The following is a 15,534-nucleotide window of genomic DNA, read 5'->3' as shown; positions in this document are numbered from 1 at the left end:
AGCGGTGCTCTGTGCACACGGCCGAGAAATCTATGGACACGGTCGCCCCGATATCAACCAACTCCATGTCATTCGAGGCCAGTTCACAGTTACCGCGGGTATCAGCGATTTTCGGCCACCCACTTCATAGGCTGATTTCAGGATTTGTCGACCAGCCGCTCAAGTGACCTGTGACCCACTTCACGGAACCAACTTCCTTGAATGCGCACGAAGTTGGCTTGGAGTAACAGATTCCGCACAAGGGATCACCCTGCGCGTCGGATGGTTCGATTCCGTTCGCTCCCGGGCGTGACTCCGGCCACAGATCGCCCGTTGTCATCTTCATGAGCCGGGACCCCCGGATTCATGGGCCGGGAGCCACCCGGCATCGCCACGTACCGCATCCCGAGGAGCCACCCGTGCCGCGCATGCTCGACGTCAGCGACGACGTACGCGCCGAGATCGGCGACGAAGAAGCCGACCGGCTGCTCGCCGGAGAGAACGCCCCGGGCAGTTACGACTGCACGTCCTGCCGCACCCCGGGCGACTCGGAACAGGAGCGCACCAGCACCGTCCTGTTCATCGGCGACGAGACCGCCGTCCTCGCCTTCGCCCACGCCACCTGTCTGCCCTCACAGGTCGTCCAGGTCACCGAGGAGCAACTCCAGGGCGCCGTCCGCTCGATCAACCCCGACGGCGTGCCCGGCCAGGCCGCGCCCGAGCAGGCCGTGCTCGGCGTGACCAGCGGACTCATCCTGATCAGTGGCGAGTTGCACCCCGCGCTCGTCGTCGAGCCGACGGGGCCCATCGTGCGGCCCGGCTCGACGGACATCGGTGACGACTTCCTGCCGCTCCTCATCGAACAGGGGTTCATGCCGGTGACCGAGCTGAGCTCGGTGCCGCCGGTGCTGCACGGGTGGTCCGTGCTGCTCGCCATGGGACAGCTGCACGCCGTGCTCCAGCCGGGCACCGGGGGCGGGTCGCCCGTCGCCTGGTGGCAGGCGCACCAGGCGCTCCAGGTCGCGGAGAGCTGGCGGGCCGCCGCCAACAAGCACCAGCAGGTGCTGCTGTTCGCGGCGCCGGTCGGGTCGATCGGGCGGCAGCCGCGGGAGGATCTGCTGCGGGACGCGCTGGACAAGGCGGCGGCGAACGGGAAGTTGGTGGCTGCCGCGATGCCGCTCGCCGGAACGTGAGCGTGAGCGTTCCACTGGGTTGAGCCGGGGAGCTGCGGTGCGTCGCCTTGTGCGGGTCCGTCGTGGCTGGTCGCGCGGTTCCCCACGCCCCTTGTCGGGGCGCGACAGGTGCGTTGTTCGGCCGCGGGTCCGTCGTGGCTGAGCGCGCAGTTCGTCGCGCCCCTAAAGGGCTTGCCCTCCTGACGGGGCGGGCTGAAGCAAAGGTGTGACCGCATCTGTTGGGCTGTGGGGTCGTTGGCACATACGTGCACACCTACGACGCCCCCCGCCGCCAGCCCTTCCAGCAGATCCCGGCCGCGCGATCGGCTCAGGATCCTCCGCGCGGCCCCTCGGCCACGCCGATCTATGACGCGCTCTACGCCGAGTGGGTCAGATCGTTCAAGGCCCTGCCCGGCGACCGCAACGGCGAGGACCAGCTCGGCTTCACGGCCTTCGGGATCCTGACACAGGGTTCCAGCATGTACGGCGGATCCTCGTACCCCTCGTCGTACAGCTCCTACAGCGCGGGGGCGTACTCCGCGCGCAACGGCGGCTCCCAGCAAGGCGCGTCGACGACCGGCGTCTGGCAGCCGGTGGCGCGCCTGCACGGTACGGAACTGCACCACATCCCGGCCGCGTTGCCCCCCGCGCCCCGCAGGGGGCTGTGAGCGGAAACGGTGGAACAGGTGAGGGGCGGCTCCCACGGGAGCCGCCCCTCACCTGTCGCTACGTCACTTCTTCTTGGTGCCGCGCTTCTCGCGCACCCGTACGGAGATGTGGATCGGCGTCCCCTCGAAGCCGAACTCCTCGCGCAGTCGGCGCTCGATGAAGCGCCGGTAGCCGTGCTCGATGAAGCCGGAGGCGAAGAGCACGAACCGCGGGGGCTTGGTGCCGGCCTGCGTTCCGAAGAGGATGCGGGGCTGCTTGCCGCCGCGGACCGGGTGCGGGTGGGCGGCGACGAGCTCGCCGAGGAAGGCGTTCAGACGGCCGGTCGGGACACGGGTCTCCCAGCCGTCCAGGGCCGCCTCGATCGCGGGGACGAGCTTCTCCATGTGCCGTCCGGTGCGCGCCGAGACGTTCACCCGGGGCGCCCACGCCACCTGGAGGAGCTCGGTCTCGATCTCCCGCTCCAGGTAGTAGCGGCGCTCCTCGTCGAGGGTGTCCCACTTGTTGAAGGCGAGGACGATCGCACGGCCCGCATCGACGGCCATCGTCACGATGCGCTGGTCCTGTACGGAGATGGTCTCGGACGCGTCGATCAGGATGACCGCGACCTCGGCCTTCTCGACGGCGGCGGCCGTGCGCAGCGAGGCGTAGTAGTCCGCGCCCTGCTGGAGGTGGACGCGCTTGCGGATGCCCGCCGTGTCGACGAACTTCCAGGTGATGCCGCCGAGTTCGATGAGCTCGTCGACCGGGTCACGGGTGGTGCCCGCGACCTCGTTGACGACCACACGGTCCTCGTTCGCCACCTTGTTCAGCAGGGAGGACTTGCCGACGTTCGGGCGGCCGATGAGGGCGATGCGGCGGGGGCCGCCCACCGCGGTGCCGAAGGTCTGCGCCGGGGCCTCGGGCAGGGCCTCAAGGACGGCGTCGAGCATGTCGCCGGTGCCGCGGCCGTGCAACGCGGAGACCGGGTGCGGCTCGCCGAGACCGAGGGCCCAGAGGTACGAGGCGTCGGACTCGCCGCTCATGCCGTCGACCTTGTTGGCGCACAGGACGACGGGCTTGCCGGCCTTGCGGAGAAGGCGTACGACCGCCTCGTCGGTGTCGGTCGCGCCGACCTTGGCGTCGACGACGAAGACGACCGCGTCGGCGGCCTCGATCGCGTACTCGGCCTGCGCGGCGACGGACGCGTCGATGCCGAGGACGTCCTGCTCCCAGCCGCCGGTGTCGACGAGCTTGAAGCGGCGGCCCGCCCACTCGGCCTCGTAGGTGACGCGGTCGCGGGTGACGCCGGGCTTGTCCTCGACGACCGCCTCGCGGCGGCCGATGATCCGGTTCACCAGGGTCGACTTGCCGACGTTGGGCCGGCCGACGACGGCGAGGACGGGCAGCGGGCCGTGGCCCGCCTCGTCGATCGCGCCCTCGACGTCCTCGATGTCGAAGCCCTCTTCCGCGGCGAGCTCCATGAACTCCGCGTACTCGGCATCGCCAAGCGCCCCGTGCTCGTGCTCGGCCGGGCCGGCCGAGCCGTCGGGCTGGATGTGGTCGTTCATGAAGTCCGTACCTCGTCGTTCATCGTGGTGATCGGTGGACCGCCCGCATATCGGGTGATCCACTACTCAAGTGTCGCCTAGTGCCCGGTGGGGCGCCCGGCGTTTTCCGGGCGTCCTGTCAGACGCCTGGCGTGGTCCAGGTGGGCGCTCAGCTGCTTCTGGATGCGGGCGGTCGCCTCGTCCAGCGCCTTGCGGGTACGCCGTCCGCTGCCGTCGCCCGCTTCGAAGGGGTCTCCGAAGACGACGTCGACCCGGCTGCGCAGCGGGGGCAGCGCCTTTGTCAACCGGCTGCTCTTCTCCGAACTTCCCAGGACCGCCACCGGGACGATCGGCGCGCCGGAGCGGACCGCGAAGTACGCGAGTCCGGCACGCAGCGAGGCGAAGTCGCCCTCACCGCGGGTACCCTCCGGGAAGATCCCGAGCACGCCACCGGACGACAGGACGCCGAGGGCGTCGGTGATGGCGGTGCGGTCGGTGGTCGCACGGTCCACCTTCACCTGGCCGATGGCGAGCAGGAAGGGGTCGAGCGGGCCGATGAATGCTTCCTTCTTGATCAGGAAGTGGGTGGGGCGGGGCGCCACGCCCATGACCATCGGGCCGTCGATGGCATGCGAGTGGTTCACCGCCAGGATCGCCGGGCCGGTCGCGGGGACCTTCCAGGCGCCGAGCACGCGCGGCTTCCACAGCCCGTACATCAGGCCGACGCCGATACGGCGCCCTACCTCGGCGCCTCTCTCGGAGGATGCGGTCACTTGGCGGCCCGCTTCTCCTCGACGAGGGTGACGACGCACTCGATGACCTGCTGGAGCGTGAGGTCGGAGGTGTCCACCTCGACCGCGTCGTCCGCCTTGGCGAGGGGGGAGGTCTTACGGCTGGAGTCGGCGGCGTCCCGCTTGAGCAGGGCCTCGCGGGTGCTGTTGACGTCCGCGCCCTTCAGCTCACCGCTGCGGCGGGAGGCACGCGCCTCCGGGGAAGCGGTGAGGAAGATCTTCAGATCGGCGTCCGGCAGCACGGTGGTGCCGATGTCGCGTCCCTCGACGACTATCCCCAGCTCGGCGGCGGCCGCGATCGAACGCTGCAGCTCGGTGATCCGGGTGCGCACCTCGGGCACCGCGCTGACCGCGCTGACCTTGGAGGTGACCTCCTGGGTGCGGATCGGGCCCGCGACGTCGGTCCCGTCGACCGTGATGGCCGACGCGGACGGGTCGGTCCCGGAGATGATCTCCGGCTTCCCGGCCACGGCGGCGATCGCGGTCGGGTCCGTGATGTCGATGCCGTTGGTCACCATCCACCAGGTGATCGCCCGGTACTGCGCGCCCGTGTCCAGGTAGCTGAGGCCCAGCTTCGCGGCCACGGCCTTGGATGTGCTCGACTTGCCCGTGCCGGAGGGGCCGTCGATGGCGACAATCACTGCCGGGGCGGGCCGGGCGGCGCCGTTTTCCACGGTGGGAACACCTTCCTGGTGCGGGGTGGAGGTCTGTGCGGGGCACGATCGCGCCCAGCACAAGGTTACTGTCTCCCCGGACCCCGCATTACTGGCCCTTCCCGGGCCCACCGCACGGGAAGGCCCGACGCCACCCCCGGGCAGACCGCCCCGGGCCGAACGGCGACCCTACTGCCGCAGCGCCCAGCCCCGTTCCCGCAGTGCCGTGCTCAGGACCGGTGCCGCCTTCGGGTCCACCATCAGCTGGACGAGGCCGGCCTGCTGTCCGGTCGCGTGCTCGATGCGTACGTCCTCGATGTTGACCCCGGCGGCCCCTGCGTCGGCGAAGATGCGGGCCAGCTGGCCGGGCTGGTCGTCGATGAGGACGGCCACCGTCTCGTACGTCAGAGGCGCGGCACCGTGCTTGCCGGGGACGCGGACCTGGCCCGCGTTGCCGCGGCGCAGGACGTCCTCGATGCCGCTCGCGCCCTCGCGCCGCTTGGCCTCGTCGGAGGACTGGAGGGCCCGCAGGGCCTGGACGGTCTCGTCGAGGTCGGCGGAGACGTCCGCGAGGAGGTCGGCGACCGGGCCCGGGTTCGCGGAGAGGATGTCGATCCACATCCTGGGGTCGGAGGCCGCGATCCGGGTCACGTCACGGATGCCCTGCCCACACAGCCGTACCGCCGCCTCCTCCGCGTTCTCCAGGCGCGCGGCGACCATGCTGGACACCAGGTGCGGCATGTGGGAGACGAGCGCGACCGCGCGGTCGTGGGCGTCGGCGTCCATGACGACCGGGACGGCACGGCAGTGCGAGACCAGCTCGAGGGCGAGGTTCAGGACCTCGGTGTCCGTGTCTCGGGTGGGGGTGAGGACCCAGGGGCGGCCTTCGAAGAGGTCGCCCGTCGCGGCCAGCGGGCCCGACTTCTCGCGGCCCGACATGGGGTGCGAACCGATGTACGCGGAGAGGTCGAGGCCGAGCGCCTCCAGCTCGCGGCGCGGTCCGCCCTTGACGCTCGCCACGTCGAGGTAGCCGCGCGCGACCCCGCGCCGCATGACGTCCGCGAGCGTCGCCGCCACGTGCGCCGGCGGGGCCGCCACGATCGCGAGGTCCACGGGCCCGCCGGGCGCCGCGTCGGTGCCGGCGCCGAGCGCGGCCGCCGTACGGGCCTGCTCCGGGTCGTGGTCGGTGAGGTGGACGACGACGCCCCGCTGGGAGAGCGCGAGGGCCGCCGACGTACCGATCAGCCCGGTTCCGATGACGAGCGCGGTTCTCACTGGGCGATGTCCTTGCGCAGCGCGCCTGCGGCACCCAGGTAGACGTGCGCGATGTCGGCGCGGGGCTTGTCGGACTCGATGTGCGCGAGGACCCGTACGACCCGGGGCATCGCGCCCTCGATGTCCAGCTCCTGCGCGCAGATCAGCGGTACGTCGACGATGCCGAGCTTGCGGGCGGCGGCGGCCGGGAAGTCGCTGTGCAGGTCGGGCGTCGCGGTGAACCAGATGCTGATGAGGTCGTCGGTGGTGAGACCGTTGCGCTCCAGGACCGCGGTGAGCAGCTCGCTGACCTGCTCGTCCATGTGGCCGGCCTCGTCCCGTTCCAGTTGGACGGCGCCCCGGACCGCTCGTACCGCCACGGTGTCACTCCTCGCTGAGCCGAGCTACGTACCTGTCGTATCTCGTCGTATGTCGTCGTGTCTCGTCTTGTCACACCAGCGTAGTCAGGCCGCAACGCGCGAGTGCGCGGCGCCCGCCTGACGAGACGGCCGCCGCGCACGCGAAAGGAGCACGTCTCAGAGCGACTGCTGCTTGATGAGGTCCTCCAGGGAGGCGCCCGGCTGTGGCAGCTCTCCGCTCGGAGTCAGTTTGTCGACCGCCCGGGGCAGGTGCTGGGCGATCTGGTCCGCGGCCTCCTGCGGGCTGACGCCGGCCTGTGCGGCGACCTCCTGGAGGGTGTTGTCGGGCAGCGCCTGGGCGATCTGCTCACCGCTGACGGGCTTGTTCTCGCCCGTGCCGATCCACGACTGGGCCTGATCCATCAGGCCTGACTTGGTGAGCATGTCCAGCAGGCCGCCCAGGGGATTGCCGCCGGCCGCCTGGCCACCGCCGCCGCCCAGGGCGCCGAGCAGCGCTCCGAGGATGTTGCCCGCGCCGGAACCGCCGGTACCGCCCTGGCCGCCTCCGCCGAGGAGACCGCCGAGCAGGCCGCCGAGATCGTTACCCGCCATGGTCACGCCTTTCGAGAGTGAGTTTCGGGAAGTGTCTGGGGGTGTCTTTCGGGAGTTCGACCGAGGCAGGCCACCGCCAGGCTCGGGCCTCCGCCAATGTCACCCGAATCGCCCTATTCCGCCACTTGTAGTGAGAACACGCCCGTGCGCCTCTGGACGCCGGGGCACGGGTCCGCTCTCATGGCAGGAGACTCGCCTCGGGGGAGGCCCGAATGGCCCGTATGAAACGCCCAGGACCGCTGCTCACCCTTCTGGTGGGGCTCCTGCTCGCCGTGTTCATGTTGACGCTCAACGCGACGACGGGGACGAAGAACGCGTCCTCCTCGCCCCAGGAGGCCTCACCGAGCGCCACGCCGCAGGCGAGCCCGCCACCCACCAGTACGCCGCCGTCGTCGAGCCCCCCGCCCCCTTCGAAGAGCGCGCCACCGAACGCCGACTACGCGGGCCGCACCGACGACAACACCTCCGCGGTCGCGGTCTCCCTGCGGGGCGGCAGGGCGATCGCGTACTTCTGCGACGGCCGGAGCAAGGAGTCGTGGTTGAAGGGCGACGTCGACGACGACGGCACCATGAAGCTCACCGGCAAGAACGGCGCCGAACTGACCGGCACGCTCAAGAACGGCAGGAGCATCCGCGGCACCGTCGACCTCGGCGGGCAGCGCTACGCGTTCACCGCCGACAAGGCGGTCAAGCCGTCCGGGCTCTACCGCGCGACCGCCACGGTGCGTGGCGCCAAGATCGACGGCGGCTGGATCGTGCTGCCCGGCGGCAAGCAGGTCGGCATCCTCGACCGGGACGGCAAGCCCGCCGCGGCGCCGACGATCGACCCTGAGACCGGCACCGTGACGGTCGACGGACAGACACTCACCGCCTTGCCCGTCACTCCGTGACCCGTCACTTCAAGACCCGCGACTCCAAGACCCGTTCGTGAACCCTTTCCTGGCCCTCTCCTGATCGGGAGCCGATATGACCGTGGATCCGAACGCCGCCACCCAGGGCTTCCCCCCTCCCCCGCCCGCCCACCGCCGCCCGGGCGCGGCCCGCTATCTCGTCCCCGCCCTGGTCGCCGCGGCGGTCGCGATCGGCCTCGGCGCCTACGGCAAGACGCACCACCCGGCGGGGACCGCCTTCAACCTCGCGGGCTTCAGCAGCACGAGCGCGGTGAAGTCGTGGCTGGCGACGGCGGCGTTCGCCTTCGCGCTGGTCCAGTTGGTCTCGGCGTTCATGGTCTACGGAAAGCTGCCCGGGCCGAGCTGGGCGCCGACGCTGCACCGCTGGTCGGGACGGGTCGCGTTCCTGGTGGCGGTGCCGGTCGCGGTGCACTGCCTGTACGCGTTGGGCTATCAGACGTACGAACCGCGGGTGATGTGGCATTCGCTCCTGGGTTGCTTCTTCTTCGGTGCATTTAGTGCCAAAATGCTCTTGCTCCGCTCGGAGCGACTGCCCGGCTGGCTGCTGCCCCTGGTCGGAGGACTCGTCTTCGTCGTCCTCACGGCCATCTGGCTGACGTCGGCTCTCTGGTTCTTCCGTACGTTCGGAGTGACGACATGACGAACCCCCCGGCCCGGCGCACGGTTCTCGGAACGGGCGCGGCCTTCCTGCTCGCGGGGTGCAGCAAGTACGGCGACAGCAACAGCTCGTCGGCTTCCTCCCCGACCGCGACCACCTCCCCGATCGCCAAGCCCTCAGCAGGCAAGGAACTCGCCGAGAAGAGTGACATCCCGGTCGGCGGCGGCAAGGTCTTCAAGGAAGAGAAGGTCGTGGTCACCCAGCCGAAGAAGGGCGAGTTCAAGGCCTTCTCGGCGATCTGCACCCATCAGGGCTGCACCGTGAACAAGGTGGCCGACGGCACCATCGACTGCCCCTGCCACGGCAGCAAGTACCGCATCACCGACGCCTCGGTGGTCCACGGCCCGGCCACGCGTCCCCTGCCCGCGAAGAAGATCACGGTGAAGGGAAAATCGATCTTCCTGGCGTGAGCGGACACGTACGCTCCAGGACATGCATTCCGAGACCCCGGTGTCCCTGGTGCGCGACCACACGATCTACTCCTGCGTGATGGGTTCGCGCGCCTTCGGGCTGGCCACGGACGGCAGCGACACGGACCGCCGGGGTGTTTTCCTCGCGCCGACCCCGCTCTTCTGGCGCTTCGAGAAGCCTCCGACACACGTCGAGGGGCCGGCCGAGGAACAGTTCAGCTGGGAACTGGAGCGCTTCTGCACCCTCGCGCTGCGCGCCAACCCGAACATCCTGGAGTGCCTGCACTCCCCTCTCGTCGAGTACGTCGACGACACGGGTCGCGAACTCCTCGCCCTGCGCGAGGCGTTCCTCTCCCGCCGGGCGCACGACACGTTCGCCCGCTACGCGCTGGGTCAGCGCAAGAAGCTGGACGCCGACGTCCGGCAGCACGGCGCCCCGCGCTGGAAGCACGCCATGCACCTCCTGCGCCTCCTCATCAGCTCCCGTGACCTGCTGCGCACCGGCGCGCTGACGATCGACGTCGGCCCGCAGCGCGAGGCGCTGCTCGCGGTGAAGCGCGGCGAGGTCCCATGGCCGAAGGCCGAGGCCTGGATGTCCCGGCTGGCGACCGAGGCGGACGAGGCGGCCACCCGCAGCCCCCTGCCCGCGGAACCGGACCACGCCCACGTCGAGGACTTCCTCCTGCGCACGCGCCGCGCCTCAGCCCTCCGCGCGGACTGCGAAGCCCCCCGGACCCTCCAGCCGGACCCGGACGACGAACGCGTGCAGGGCGTCGTACGCGGACGGAGCGTCCGGCAGCGCTGAGGCGTCCTGCGCCAGGTCCAGCACGCCGTGCAGCCGCTCCACGTCGGCCGCCACACGCGCGTCGTCGACGTCCGCGTCCCCGTGCTCCCGCTCCGCCTTCGCCGCGATCAGGTCGGGCAGATACACCGGAGCCTCCCCGACCTGCGCGACCAGCGTGCGCAGATCGGCCTGCACCTCACCGCTGCGCATCAGATGAATGCCGGTGAGCAGCACCCGGAACGTGTAGAGCAGCGGCTTGAGCTCACCGGTCTTCTCGAAAAGCCGCCACTGGGTCGCCGCGAACCCCCGGTAGTGGTGGGCGTGGTGGGAGGTGAGGACTCCGGGGGCGAGCGAGACCAGCTCCCGGTGCGCCTCCCCGGTGTGCACGACCAGGGGCGAGAGCAGCTGCTCCAGCACATAGCCGTTGCGCCGCAGCATCAGCCGTACGAACTTGCGCAGGTCGTGGGTGACGAGGTCCATCTCGACGCCGTCCCGGTCCCACATCCGCGACCGGGTCTCGTCCGGCTCGCGCAGGCCGACCAGTTCGGCCGTCGGCAACAGGTGCACACCGCGCAGGTCGACATCCGAGTCGCGTGACGGGAAGCCGTACAGATGCGCCCCGGAGACGGTGGCGAACAGCACCGGGTCGGGCTGCTCGGCCACCACACCCGCGAGGTCGATGTCCAGGACGTCGTCGATCATCGACCCAGCATCCCAGAGCCGTCTCTCAGGCATCCCAGAGCGCCCCCAGCGACATGAGGTCGCTCTGGTACTCGATGCGGTCGGCCCACTCCGTCGGCCAGGCGTCGGAGCCGTGGTGGGCGCCGGCGAACGCACCCGTCAGACAGGCGATGGAGTCGGAGTCGCCGGAGGTGCAGGCCGCGCGGCGCAGCGCGGTGACGGGCTCGTCGACGAACTGCAGGAAGCAGAGCAGTCCGGTGGCGAGCGCCTCCTCGGCGATCCAGCCCGCGCCGGTGGCCAGGCACGGGTCGCTCTCGGGCGACGCCGTGCGCACGGCGTCCTGAAGGCGGTCGAGGACCTCCAGGCACTCGTCCCAGCCGCGTTCGATGAAGTGCTCCGGTGTGGGGTCCTGGCTCCGGGTCCACAGGTCGCCGAGCCAGCGGGAGAGGTAGCGGCCGCGGTTCTCCCGGGCGTACGAACGCAGGAGGCCGATCAGTTCGGTCGGCTCGGCGCCCCCGGCGAGGAGCCACACGGCGTGGGCGGTGAGGTCCGAGGCGGCGAGCGCGGTGGGATGGCCGTGGGTGAGCGCGGCCTGCAACTGCGCGGCGCCCGAACGCTGTTCGTCGCTCAGCCCCCGTACGAGCCCGACCGGCGCCACCCGCATGTTGGCCCCGCACCCCTTGGAGCCGATCTGGCTGGCCTCCTGCCAGGGCCGGCCCTCGGTCTTCAGGAGGTTGCAGGCCACGAGGCAGGTGCGGCCGGGCGCGCGGTTGTTGTCGGGCGACTGGTACCAGTCCACGAACTCCTCGCGCACCGGCCGTTCCATCCGCAGCGGTGTGAGCAGGCCGCGGTCCATCGCCGTACGCAGTCCCCGCCCCAGCGCCAGCGTCATCTGCGTGTCGTCCGTGACGATCGCGGGCCGCGGCAGCTTCATCTCCCGCCAGGGGCCGAACTTGGCCTGGATCGAGGGGACGTCGTTGAACTCGGTCGGGAAGCCCAGCGCGTCGCCGAGGGCGAGGCCGAGCAGGGATCCGGTGGCGGCGTGCTTCGCGAGCGTCGGGGTGGTGGTCATGAGGGCCGTCCTTCCGAAGGGGGGCGCAGCAGGGGTGGCTGCAGGGCGGTGGCGCCGCCCGCGCGGTAGAGCGCGGCGGGTTTGCCGCGGCCTCCGGTGAGGCGCGCGGCCCCCGGGACCGGTGCGACGAACCCGGGCGTGGCGAGGACCTTGCGCCGGAAGTTGGGCCGGTCGAGGACGGCGCCCCACACCGTCTCGTAGATCCGCTGCAGCTCACCGAGGGTGAACTCGGGCGGGCAGAAGGACGTGGCGAGACAGGTGTACTCGAGCTTGGCGCCGACGCGTTCGTGGGCGTCGGCGAGGATGCGGACGTGGTCGAAGGCGAGCGGGCCGACCGAGCCGTACGGCAGCCAGCGGGCCTGTGCCGCGTCACCGCCGCCGTGCGGCTCGGGAGGGTCGGGGAGCAGCGCGGCGAACGCGACGGAGACGACCCGCATCCTCGGGTCGCGGTCGGGTTCGCTGTAGGTCCGCAGCTGTTCCAGGTGGAGGCGGGAGAGGTCCGGGATGCCGGTCTCCACGGCGAGTACACGCCGGGCGGCCGTCTCCGCGGATTCCTTCGGCAGCACGAAGCCGCCGGGCAGCGCCCAGCGGCCGGCGTACGGTTCCTGCCCCCGTTCGACGAGCAGCACCTCGAGTTCGCCCGCGCGGACGGTCAGGACGGCGAGGTCGACGGTGACGGCGAAGGGTTCGAAGGCGTACTTGTCGTAGCCCTCGGGAGCGAGGCCTCCCTTTGCGCGCAATTCACCCGCCCCCGGTTCCGCACGAGTCGCGGCCGGTACCGGCCGGCAACGAGTAATAGTCAGTACGACTATAAAAAGCCGAACCGCGCCCTACAAGACCTAGGGCGCGGTTCTCGGCACATCCGTGTTCTCGGCACATCCGTGGCAGAAGCCCTCAGCGGCCCCTGGAGCGCGTCGGAGCCCGCCGCGCTCCCCGAGGGCGGCGAGGGCGGGCGGAGGGCGCACAGCGCTCTCCAGGGCCGCCGGACGGGGTCTAGAGATCGACCTCCTGCATGAGCATCCCGACCTCGGTGTTCGACAGGCGGCGCAGCCAGCCCGACTTCTGGTCGCCCAGGGTGATCGGACCGAAGGCCACACGCACGAGCTTGTCGACCGGGAAGCCGGCCTCCGCGAGCATGCGGCGCACGATGTGCTTGCGGCCCTCGTGCAGGGTCACCTCGACGAGGTAGTTCTTGCCGGTCTGCTCGACGACGCGGAAGTGGTCCGCCTTGGCGTACCCGTCCTCCAGCTGGATGCCGTCCTTGAGCCGCTTGCCCAGGTCGCGGGGGATGGGACCCACGATGTGCGCGAGGTAGACCTTCTTCACGCCGTACTTGGGGTGGGTCAGCCGGTGCGCCAGCTCGCCGTGGTTGGTGAGCAGGATGACGCCCTCGGTCTCGGTGTCGAGCCGCCCGACGTGGAAGAGCCGCGTCTCGCGGTTCGTCACGTAGTCACCGAGGCACTGCCGGCCCTCCGTGTCCTCCATGGTCGAGACCACACCAGCGGGCTTGTTCAGCGAGAAGAACTGGTACGACTGCGTGGCCACGGTCAGTCCGTCGACCCTGATCTCGTCGTGCTCCGGGTCGACGCGCAGCCCCTGCTCCAGGACGATCTCGCCGTTGACCTCGACCCTGGCCTGCTCGATCAGCTCCTCGCAGGAACGGCGGGAGCCGTAGCCCGCACGCGCGAGCACCTTCTGCAGGCGCTCGCCCTCCTCCTCGGCGCCCGGGAAGGTCTTGGGCAGCTTGACGTCAGGCTTGCCCGCGTACCGGTCCCGGTTGCGCTCCTCGGCCCGCGTCTCGTACTCGCGGGAACGCGCGGGCTCCGTACGGCCACCGCGCTGCTGGCCCTGCTTGGGGCCGCCCTTGGCGCCGCCGCGGGCCGCGTTGCCGCGCCCGGACTTCGGGCCTTCGTGGGACGCGGCGGGGCCTACGTCGTAGCGGCGCTCCTCGGGGCGGGGCTTGCCGGCGCGCTTCGGCCTGTCGTCGCGCTCTCCCGCGCTCCTCGGCTGGGAGCCGCCCCCACCGGCGCCCCGGGGGTTGCCGCTCCCGCCGGTCCCGCGGGGGTTGCCGCCTCCGCCGGTCCCGCGGGAACTACCGCCTCCACCGGTCCCGCGCGGGTTGCCGCGCCCGCTGTTCCTGCCACTGCCACTGCCACTGCTTCGCATCAAAGTTCCGTCGTCGTCGTGTCGTCTGCATCTGCATCCGGTGCATCCGGATCGAACGACGGGACCCCTTCCAGCGTCTCGGCCTCGATCGCGTCCGCCTCGGGGAGGAAGGGCGCGAGCTCCGGGAGCTCGTCCAGACCGCGCAGGCCCATTCGCTCCAGGAAGTAGTTCGTCGTCACGTACAGGATCGCACCTGTTTCGGGTTCCGTGCCCGCCTCCTCGACCAGACCGCGCTGCAACAGGGTGCGCATCACACCGTCGCAGTTCACTCCGCGGACCGCCGAGACCCGGGATCGGCTGACCGGCTGGCGGTAGGCGACGACCGCCAGGGCCTCAAGGGCGGCCTGGGTGAGCCGGGCCTGCTGCCCGTCGAGGACGAAGCGTTCGACGGCCGCCGCGTACTCGGGCCGGGTGTAGAACCGCCAGCCGCCCGCGATGAGCCGCAGCTCGAAACCGCGGCCCTGGACGGTGTACTCGTCGGCCAGCTCCCGCAGCGCGTCCTTGATCTGCCGTTTGGGCCGCTCCAGGATCTTCGCGAGGTGCTCCTCGGTCGCGGGCTCGTCCACGACCATGAGGACGGCCTCCAGGGCGGGCTTCAGGTCGAGGTCGGCGACGGTACGCAGGCCCGCCGGGGTGTCGGTGGTCTCCTGGTTCACGCCTTCTCCTCCTTGGCGCCGTCCTTGATCTTGTCGCCCTTGGTGTCGCCGCCCTTGGCCCGGTCGTCCTTGGCCACCTCCGGCGGGCGGTCGAACTCGTCCGTGACCCTCGGCCGGCCGTCGCCGTCGCCGCCCGTCCAGCGCACCATGAGCTCCCCGAGGGCCTCCTCCTGGTCGAGGGCGACGGCCTTCTCCCGGTAGAGCTCCAGCAGGGCCAGGAAACGAGCCACGACGGTGAGGGTGTCCTCGGTGTCCTCGACGAGGGCGCGGAAACTGGCCTCCCCGAGCTCCCGCAGCCGCGCCACCACGATCCCGGCCTGCTCCTGCACGCTCACCAGCGGGGCGTGGATGTGGTCGACGTACACCTGCGGCTTGGGCTTGGGCTGCATCGCCTTCACGGCGAGCCTGGCGAATCCTTCCGCCCCGATGCTGATGACCACCTCGGGCAGCAGCTCGGCGTGGTGGGCCTCGAGCCCGACGGTACGCGGGTAGCGGCGGCCCTCTTCCTCCAGCCGGGCGTTGAAGATGTCCGCGATCTGCTTGTAGGCGCGGTACTGGAGCAGCCGCGCGAACAGCAGGTCCCGCGCCTCCAGCAGCGCCAGATCCGCCTCGTCCTCGACCTCGGCGGCCGGGAGCAGCCGGGCGGCCTTCAGATCGAGCAGCGTCGCCGCGACGACCAGGAACTCGGTCGTCTGGTCGAGGTCCCAGTCGGGTCCCATCGCTCTGATGTGCGCCATGAACTCGTCGGTGACCTTGGACAGCGCCACTTCGGTGACATCGAGCTTGTGCTTCGAGATCAACTGAAGCAGCAGGTCGAACGGCCCCTCGAAGTTCGCGAGCCGCACCTTGAAGACCCCGTCACCGGCCTCGGCCTGTGCCGGAGGTTCGGGCGAAGGCTCAAGCGCCGTGTCCGCCGGAGGCTCGGGCGCCGTGTCTACCGGAGGGTGCGCCGCCGGAGGCTCGGGCGCCGTCTCCGCGGTGGCCTCGACGGGCTCCTCCACGGACTCCTCGACCGACTCGGCTCGCCCGTCGATCGGCGGCCCCTCGGCCGACTCGACGCGCTCCTCGGGCCGCCCGTCCCGCTCCTCCGTCGGGACCGGCGTCGCGCCGGGGCCCCGGCCCAGGACACGGCGACGGCCGCCGGAGCCGGCGGGGACAGAGGTGTCGTTCGAGGTCATAGC

At 70.9% G+C, this 15,534-nt stretch carries 17 protein-coding genes and 1 pseudogene; 6 read left to right on the top strand and 12 right to left on the bottom strand.

Annotated features, from left to right (window positions below):
- Positions 1-398: 398 nt before the first annotated feature.
- Both ACZ7M3_RS19170 and ACZ7M3_RS19165 read left to right on the top strand, forming a co-directional pair.
- Positions 399-1,172 (top strand): hypothetical protein, encoded by a 774-nt coding sequence (locus ACZ7M3_RS19170; protein WP_095855463.1) that lies wholly within the window; start codon positions 399-401, stop codon positions 1,170-1,172.
- Between the two features lie 245 nt (positions 1,173-1,417).
- Positions 1,418-1,819, top strand: a complete 402-nt coding sequence (locus ACZ7M3_RS19165) for a hypothetical protein (RefSeq protein ID WP_472064642.1) — start codon at positions 1,418-1,420, stop codon at positions 1,817-1,819.
- Between the two features lie 63 nt (positions 1,820-1,882).
- Here ACZ7M3_RS19165 and der read toward each other — a convergent pair whose 3' ends face one another.
- The 6 genes from der to ACZ7M3_RS19135 all read right to left on the bottom strand — a co-directional run bounded on the left by der (position 1,883) and on the right by ACZ7M3_RS19135 (position 7,084).
- Positions 1,883-3,367 (bottom strand): ribosome biogenesis GTPase Der, encoded by a 1,485-nt coding sequence (gene der, locus ACZ7M3_RS19160; protein ID WP_095855461.1) that lies wholly within the window; start codon positions 3,365-3,367, stop codon positions 1,883-1,885.
- A gap of 77 nt (positions 3,368-3,444) precedes the next feature.
- Positions 3,445-4,158 (bottom strand): lysophospholipid acyltransferase family protein, encoded by a 714-nt coding sequence (locus tag ACZ7M3_RS19155; RefSeq protein ID WP_472064640.1) that lies wholly within the window; start codon positions 4,156-4,158, stop codon positions 3,445-3,447.
- Positions 4,116-4,811, bottom strand: a complete 696-nt coding sequence (cmk, locus tag ACZ7M3_RS19150; protein WP_472064638.1) for a (d)CMP kinase — start codon at positions 4,809-4,811, stop codon at positions 4,116-4,118. The genes ACZ7M3_RS19155 and cmk overlap by 43 nt, the downstream gene beginning before the upstream one ends.
- 168 nt (positions 4,812-4,979) lie before the next feature.
- Positions 4,980-6,065, bottom strand: coding sequence for a prephenate dehydrogenase (locus tag ACZ7M3_RS19145; RefSeq protein ID WP_472064636.1), 1,086 nt, complete (start codon positions 6,063-6,065; stop codon positions 4,980-4,982).
- A complete protein-coding gene (aroH, locus tag ACZ7M3_RS19140; RefSeq protein ID WP_054234458.1) occupies positions 6,062-6,424 on the bottom strand; it encodes a chorismate mutase in 363 nt (120 codons plus the stop codon). Before aroH ends, ACZ7M3_RS19145 begins: the two co-directional genes overlap by 4 nt.
- A gap of 156 nt (positions 6,425-6,580) precedes the next feature.
- Entirely contained in the window at positions 6,581-7,084 is a 504-nt protein-coding gene (locus ACZ7M3_RS19135) for a YidB family protein (RefSeq protein WP_472065219.1), read from the bottom strand.
- Between the two features lie 152 nt (positions 7,085-7,236).
- Here ACZ7M3_RS19135 and ACZ7M3_RS19130 point away from each other — a divergent pair, with 152 nt between their 5' ends.
- The 4 genes and pseudogenes from ACZ7M3_RS19130 to ACZ7M3_RS19115 form a co-directional block, all read left to right on the top strand.
- Entirely contained in the window at positions 7,237-7,905 is a 669-nt protein-coding gene (locus ACZ7M3_RS19130) for a hypothetical protein (RefSeq protein WP_472065217.1), read from the top strand.
- A gap of 76 nt (positions 7,906-7,981) precedes the next feature.
- On the top strand, positions 7,982-8,566 hold the full coding sequence (locus ACZ7M3_RS19125; RefSeq protein ID WP_472064634.1) for a DUF6529 family protein: 585 nt from the start codon (positions 7,982-7,984) through the stop codon (positions 8,564-8,566).
- Positions 8,563-8,994, top strand: coding sequence for a Rieske (2Fe-2S) protein (locus ACZ7M3_RS19120; protein WP_472064632.1), 432 nt, complete (start codon positions 8,563-8,565; stop codon positions 8,992-8,994). The genes ACZ7M3_RS19125 and ACZ7M3_RS19120 overlap by 4 nt, the downstream gene beginning before the upstream one ends.
- 19 nt (positions 8,995-9,013) lie before the next feature.
- Positions 9,014-9,799, top strand: a pseudogene (locus tag ACZ7M3_RS19115) (nucleotidyltransferase domain-containing protein); the annotation flags it as partial.
- Here the strand turns inward: ACZ7M3_RS19115 and ACZ7M3_RS19110 are convergent.
- From ACZ7M3_RS19110 to ACZ7M3_RS19085, 6 genes are all read right to left on the bottom strand, one after another.
- Complete coding sequence (locus ACZ7M3_RS19110; RefSeq protein WP_472064630.1) at positions 9,695-10,480, bottom strand: nucleotidyltransferase domain-containing protein; 786 nt, start codon at positions 10,478-10,480, stop codon at positions 9,695-9,697. The pseudogene ACZ7M3_RS19115 and the gene ACZ7M3_RS19110 overlap by 105 nt on opposite strands.
- A gap of 25 nt (positions 10,481-10,505) precedes the next feature.
- Complete coding sequence (locus ACZ7M3_RS19105; protein ID WP_472064628.1) at positions 10,506-11,531, bottom strand: ADP-ribosylglycohydrolase family protein; 1,026 nt, start codon at positions 11,529-11,531, stop codon at positions 10,506-10,508.
- Complete coding sequence (locus ACZ7M3_RS19100; RefSeq protein WP_472064626.1) at positions 11,528-12,271, bottom strand: NUDIX hydrolase; 744 nt, start codon at positions 12,269-12,271, stop codon at positions 11,528-11,530. Before ACZ7M3_RS19100 ends, ACZ7M3_RS19105 begins: the two co-directional genes overlap by 4 nt.
- Before the next feature lie 253 nt (positions 12,272-12,524).
- The gene (locus ACZ7M3_RS19095; protein ID WP_472064624.1) at positions 12,525-13,697 is read right to left on the bottom strand and encodes a pseudouridine synthase; all 1,173 of its coding nucleotides are present in this window, start codon (positions 13,695-13,697) and stop codon (positions 12,525-12,527) included.
- Positions 13,697-14,353, bottom strand: a complete 657-nt coding sequence (scpB, locus tag ACZ7M3_RS19090; RefSeq protein ID WP_472064622.1) for an SMC-Scp complex subunit ScpB — start codon at positions 14,351-14,353, stop codon at positions 13,697-13,699. Before scpB ends, ACZ7M3_RS19095 begins: the two co-directional genes overlap by 1 nt.
- Positions 14,350-15,531, bottom strand: a complete 1,182-nt coding sequence (locus tag ACZ7M3_RS19085) for a segregation and condensation protein A (RefSeq protein ID WP_472064620.1) — start codon at positions 15,529-15,531, stop codon at positions 14,350-14,352. Before ACZ7M3_RS19085 ends, scpB begins: the two co-directional genes overlap by 4 nt.
- Positions 15,532-15,534 lie beyond the last annotated feature (3 nt).

It is taken from the genome of Streptomyces sp. NPDC111656, from assembly GCF_055656965.1.
The sequence above is the reverse complement of the archived record's forward strand: the minus strand, read 5'-3'. Positions and strand labels throughout refer to the sequence as shown.

Excerpts from the sequence above, each read along its gene's own strand:
- der (WP_095855461.1), bottom strand. The coding sequence starts at position 3,367 with ATGAACGACCACATCCAGCCCGACGGCTCGGCCGGCCCGGCCGAGCAC.
- ACZ7M3_RS19130 (WP_472065217.1), top strand. The coding sequence starts at position 7,237 with ATGAAACGCCCAGGACCGCTGCTCACCCTTCTGGTGGGGCTCCTGCTC.
- ACZ7M3_RS19125 (WP_472064634.1), top strand. The coding sequence starts at position 7,982 with ATGACCGTGGATCCGAACGCCGCCACCCAGGGCTTCCCCCCTCCCCCG.
- ACZ7M3_RS19120 (WP_472064632.1), top strand. The coding sequence starts at position 8,563 with ATGACGAACCCCCCGGCCCGGCGCACGGTTCTCGGAACGGGCGCGGCC.
- ACZ7M3_RS19110 (WP_472064630.1), bottom strand. The coding sequence starts at position 10,480 with ATGATCGACGACGTCCTGGACATCGACCTCGCGGGTGTGGTGGCCGAG.
- ACZ7M3_RS19105 (WP_472064628.1), bottom strand. The coding sequence starts at position 11,531 with ATGACCACCACCCCGACGCTCGCGAAGCACGCCGCCACCGGATCCCTG.
- ACZ7M3_RS19095 (WP_472064624.1), bottom strand. The coding sequence starts at position 13,697 with ATGCGAAGCAGTGGCAGTGGCAGTGGCAGGAACAGCGGGCGCGGCAAC.
- ACZ7M3_RS19085 (WP_472064620.1), bottom strand. The coding sequence starts at position 15,531 with ATGACCTCGAACGACACCTCTGTCCCCGCCGGCTCCGGCGGCCGTCGC.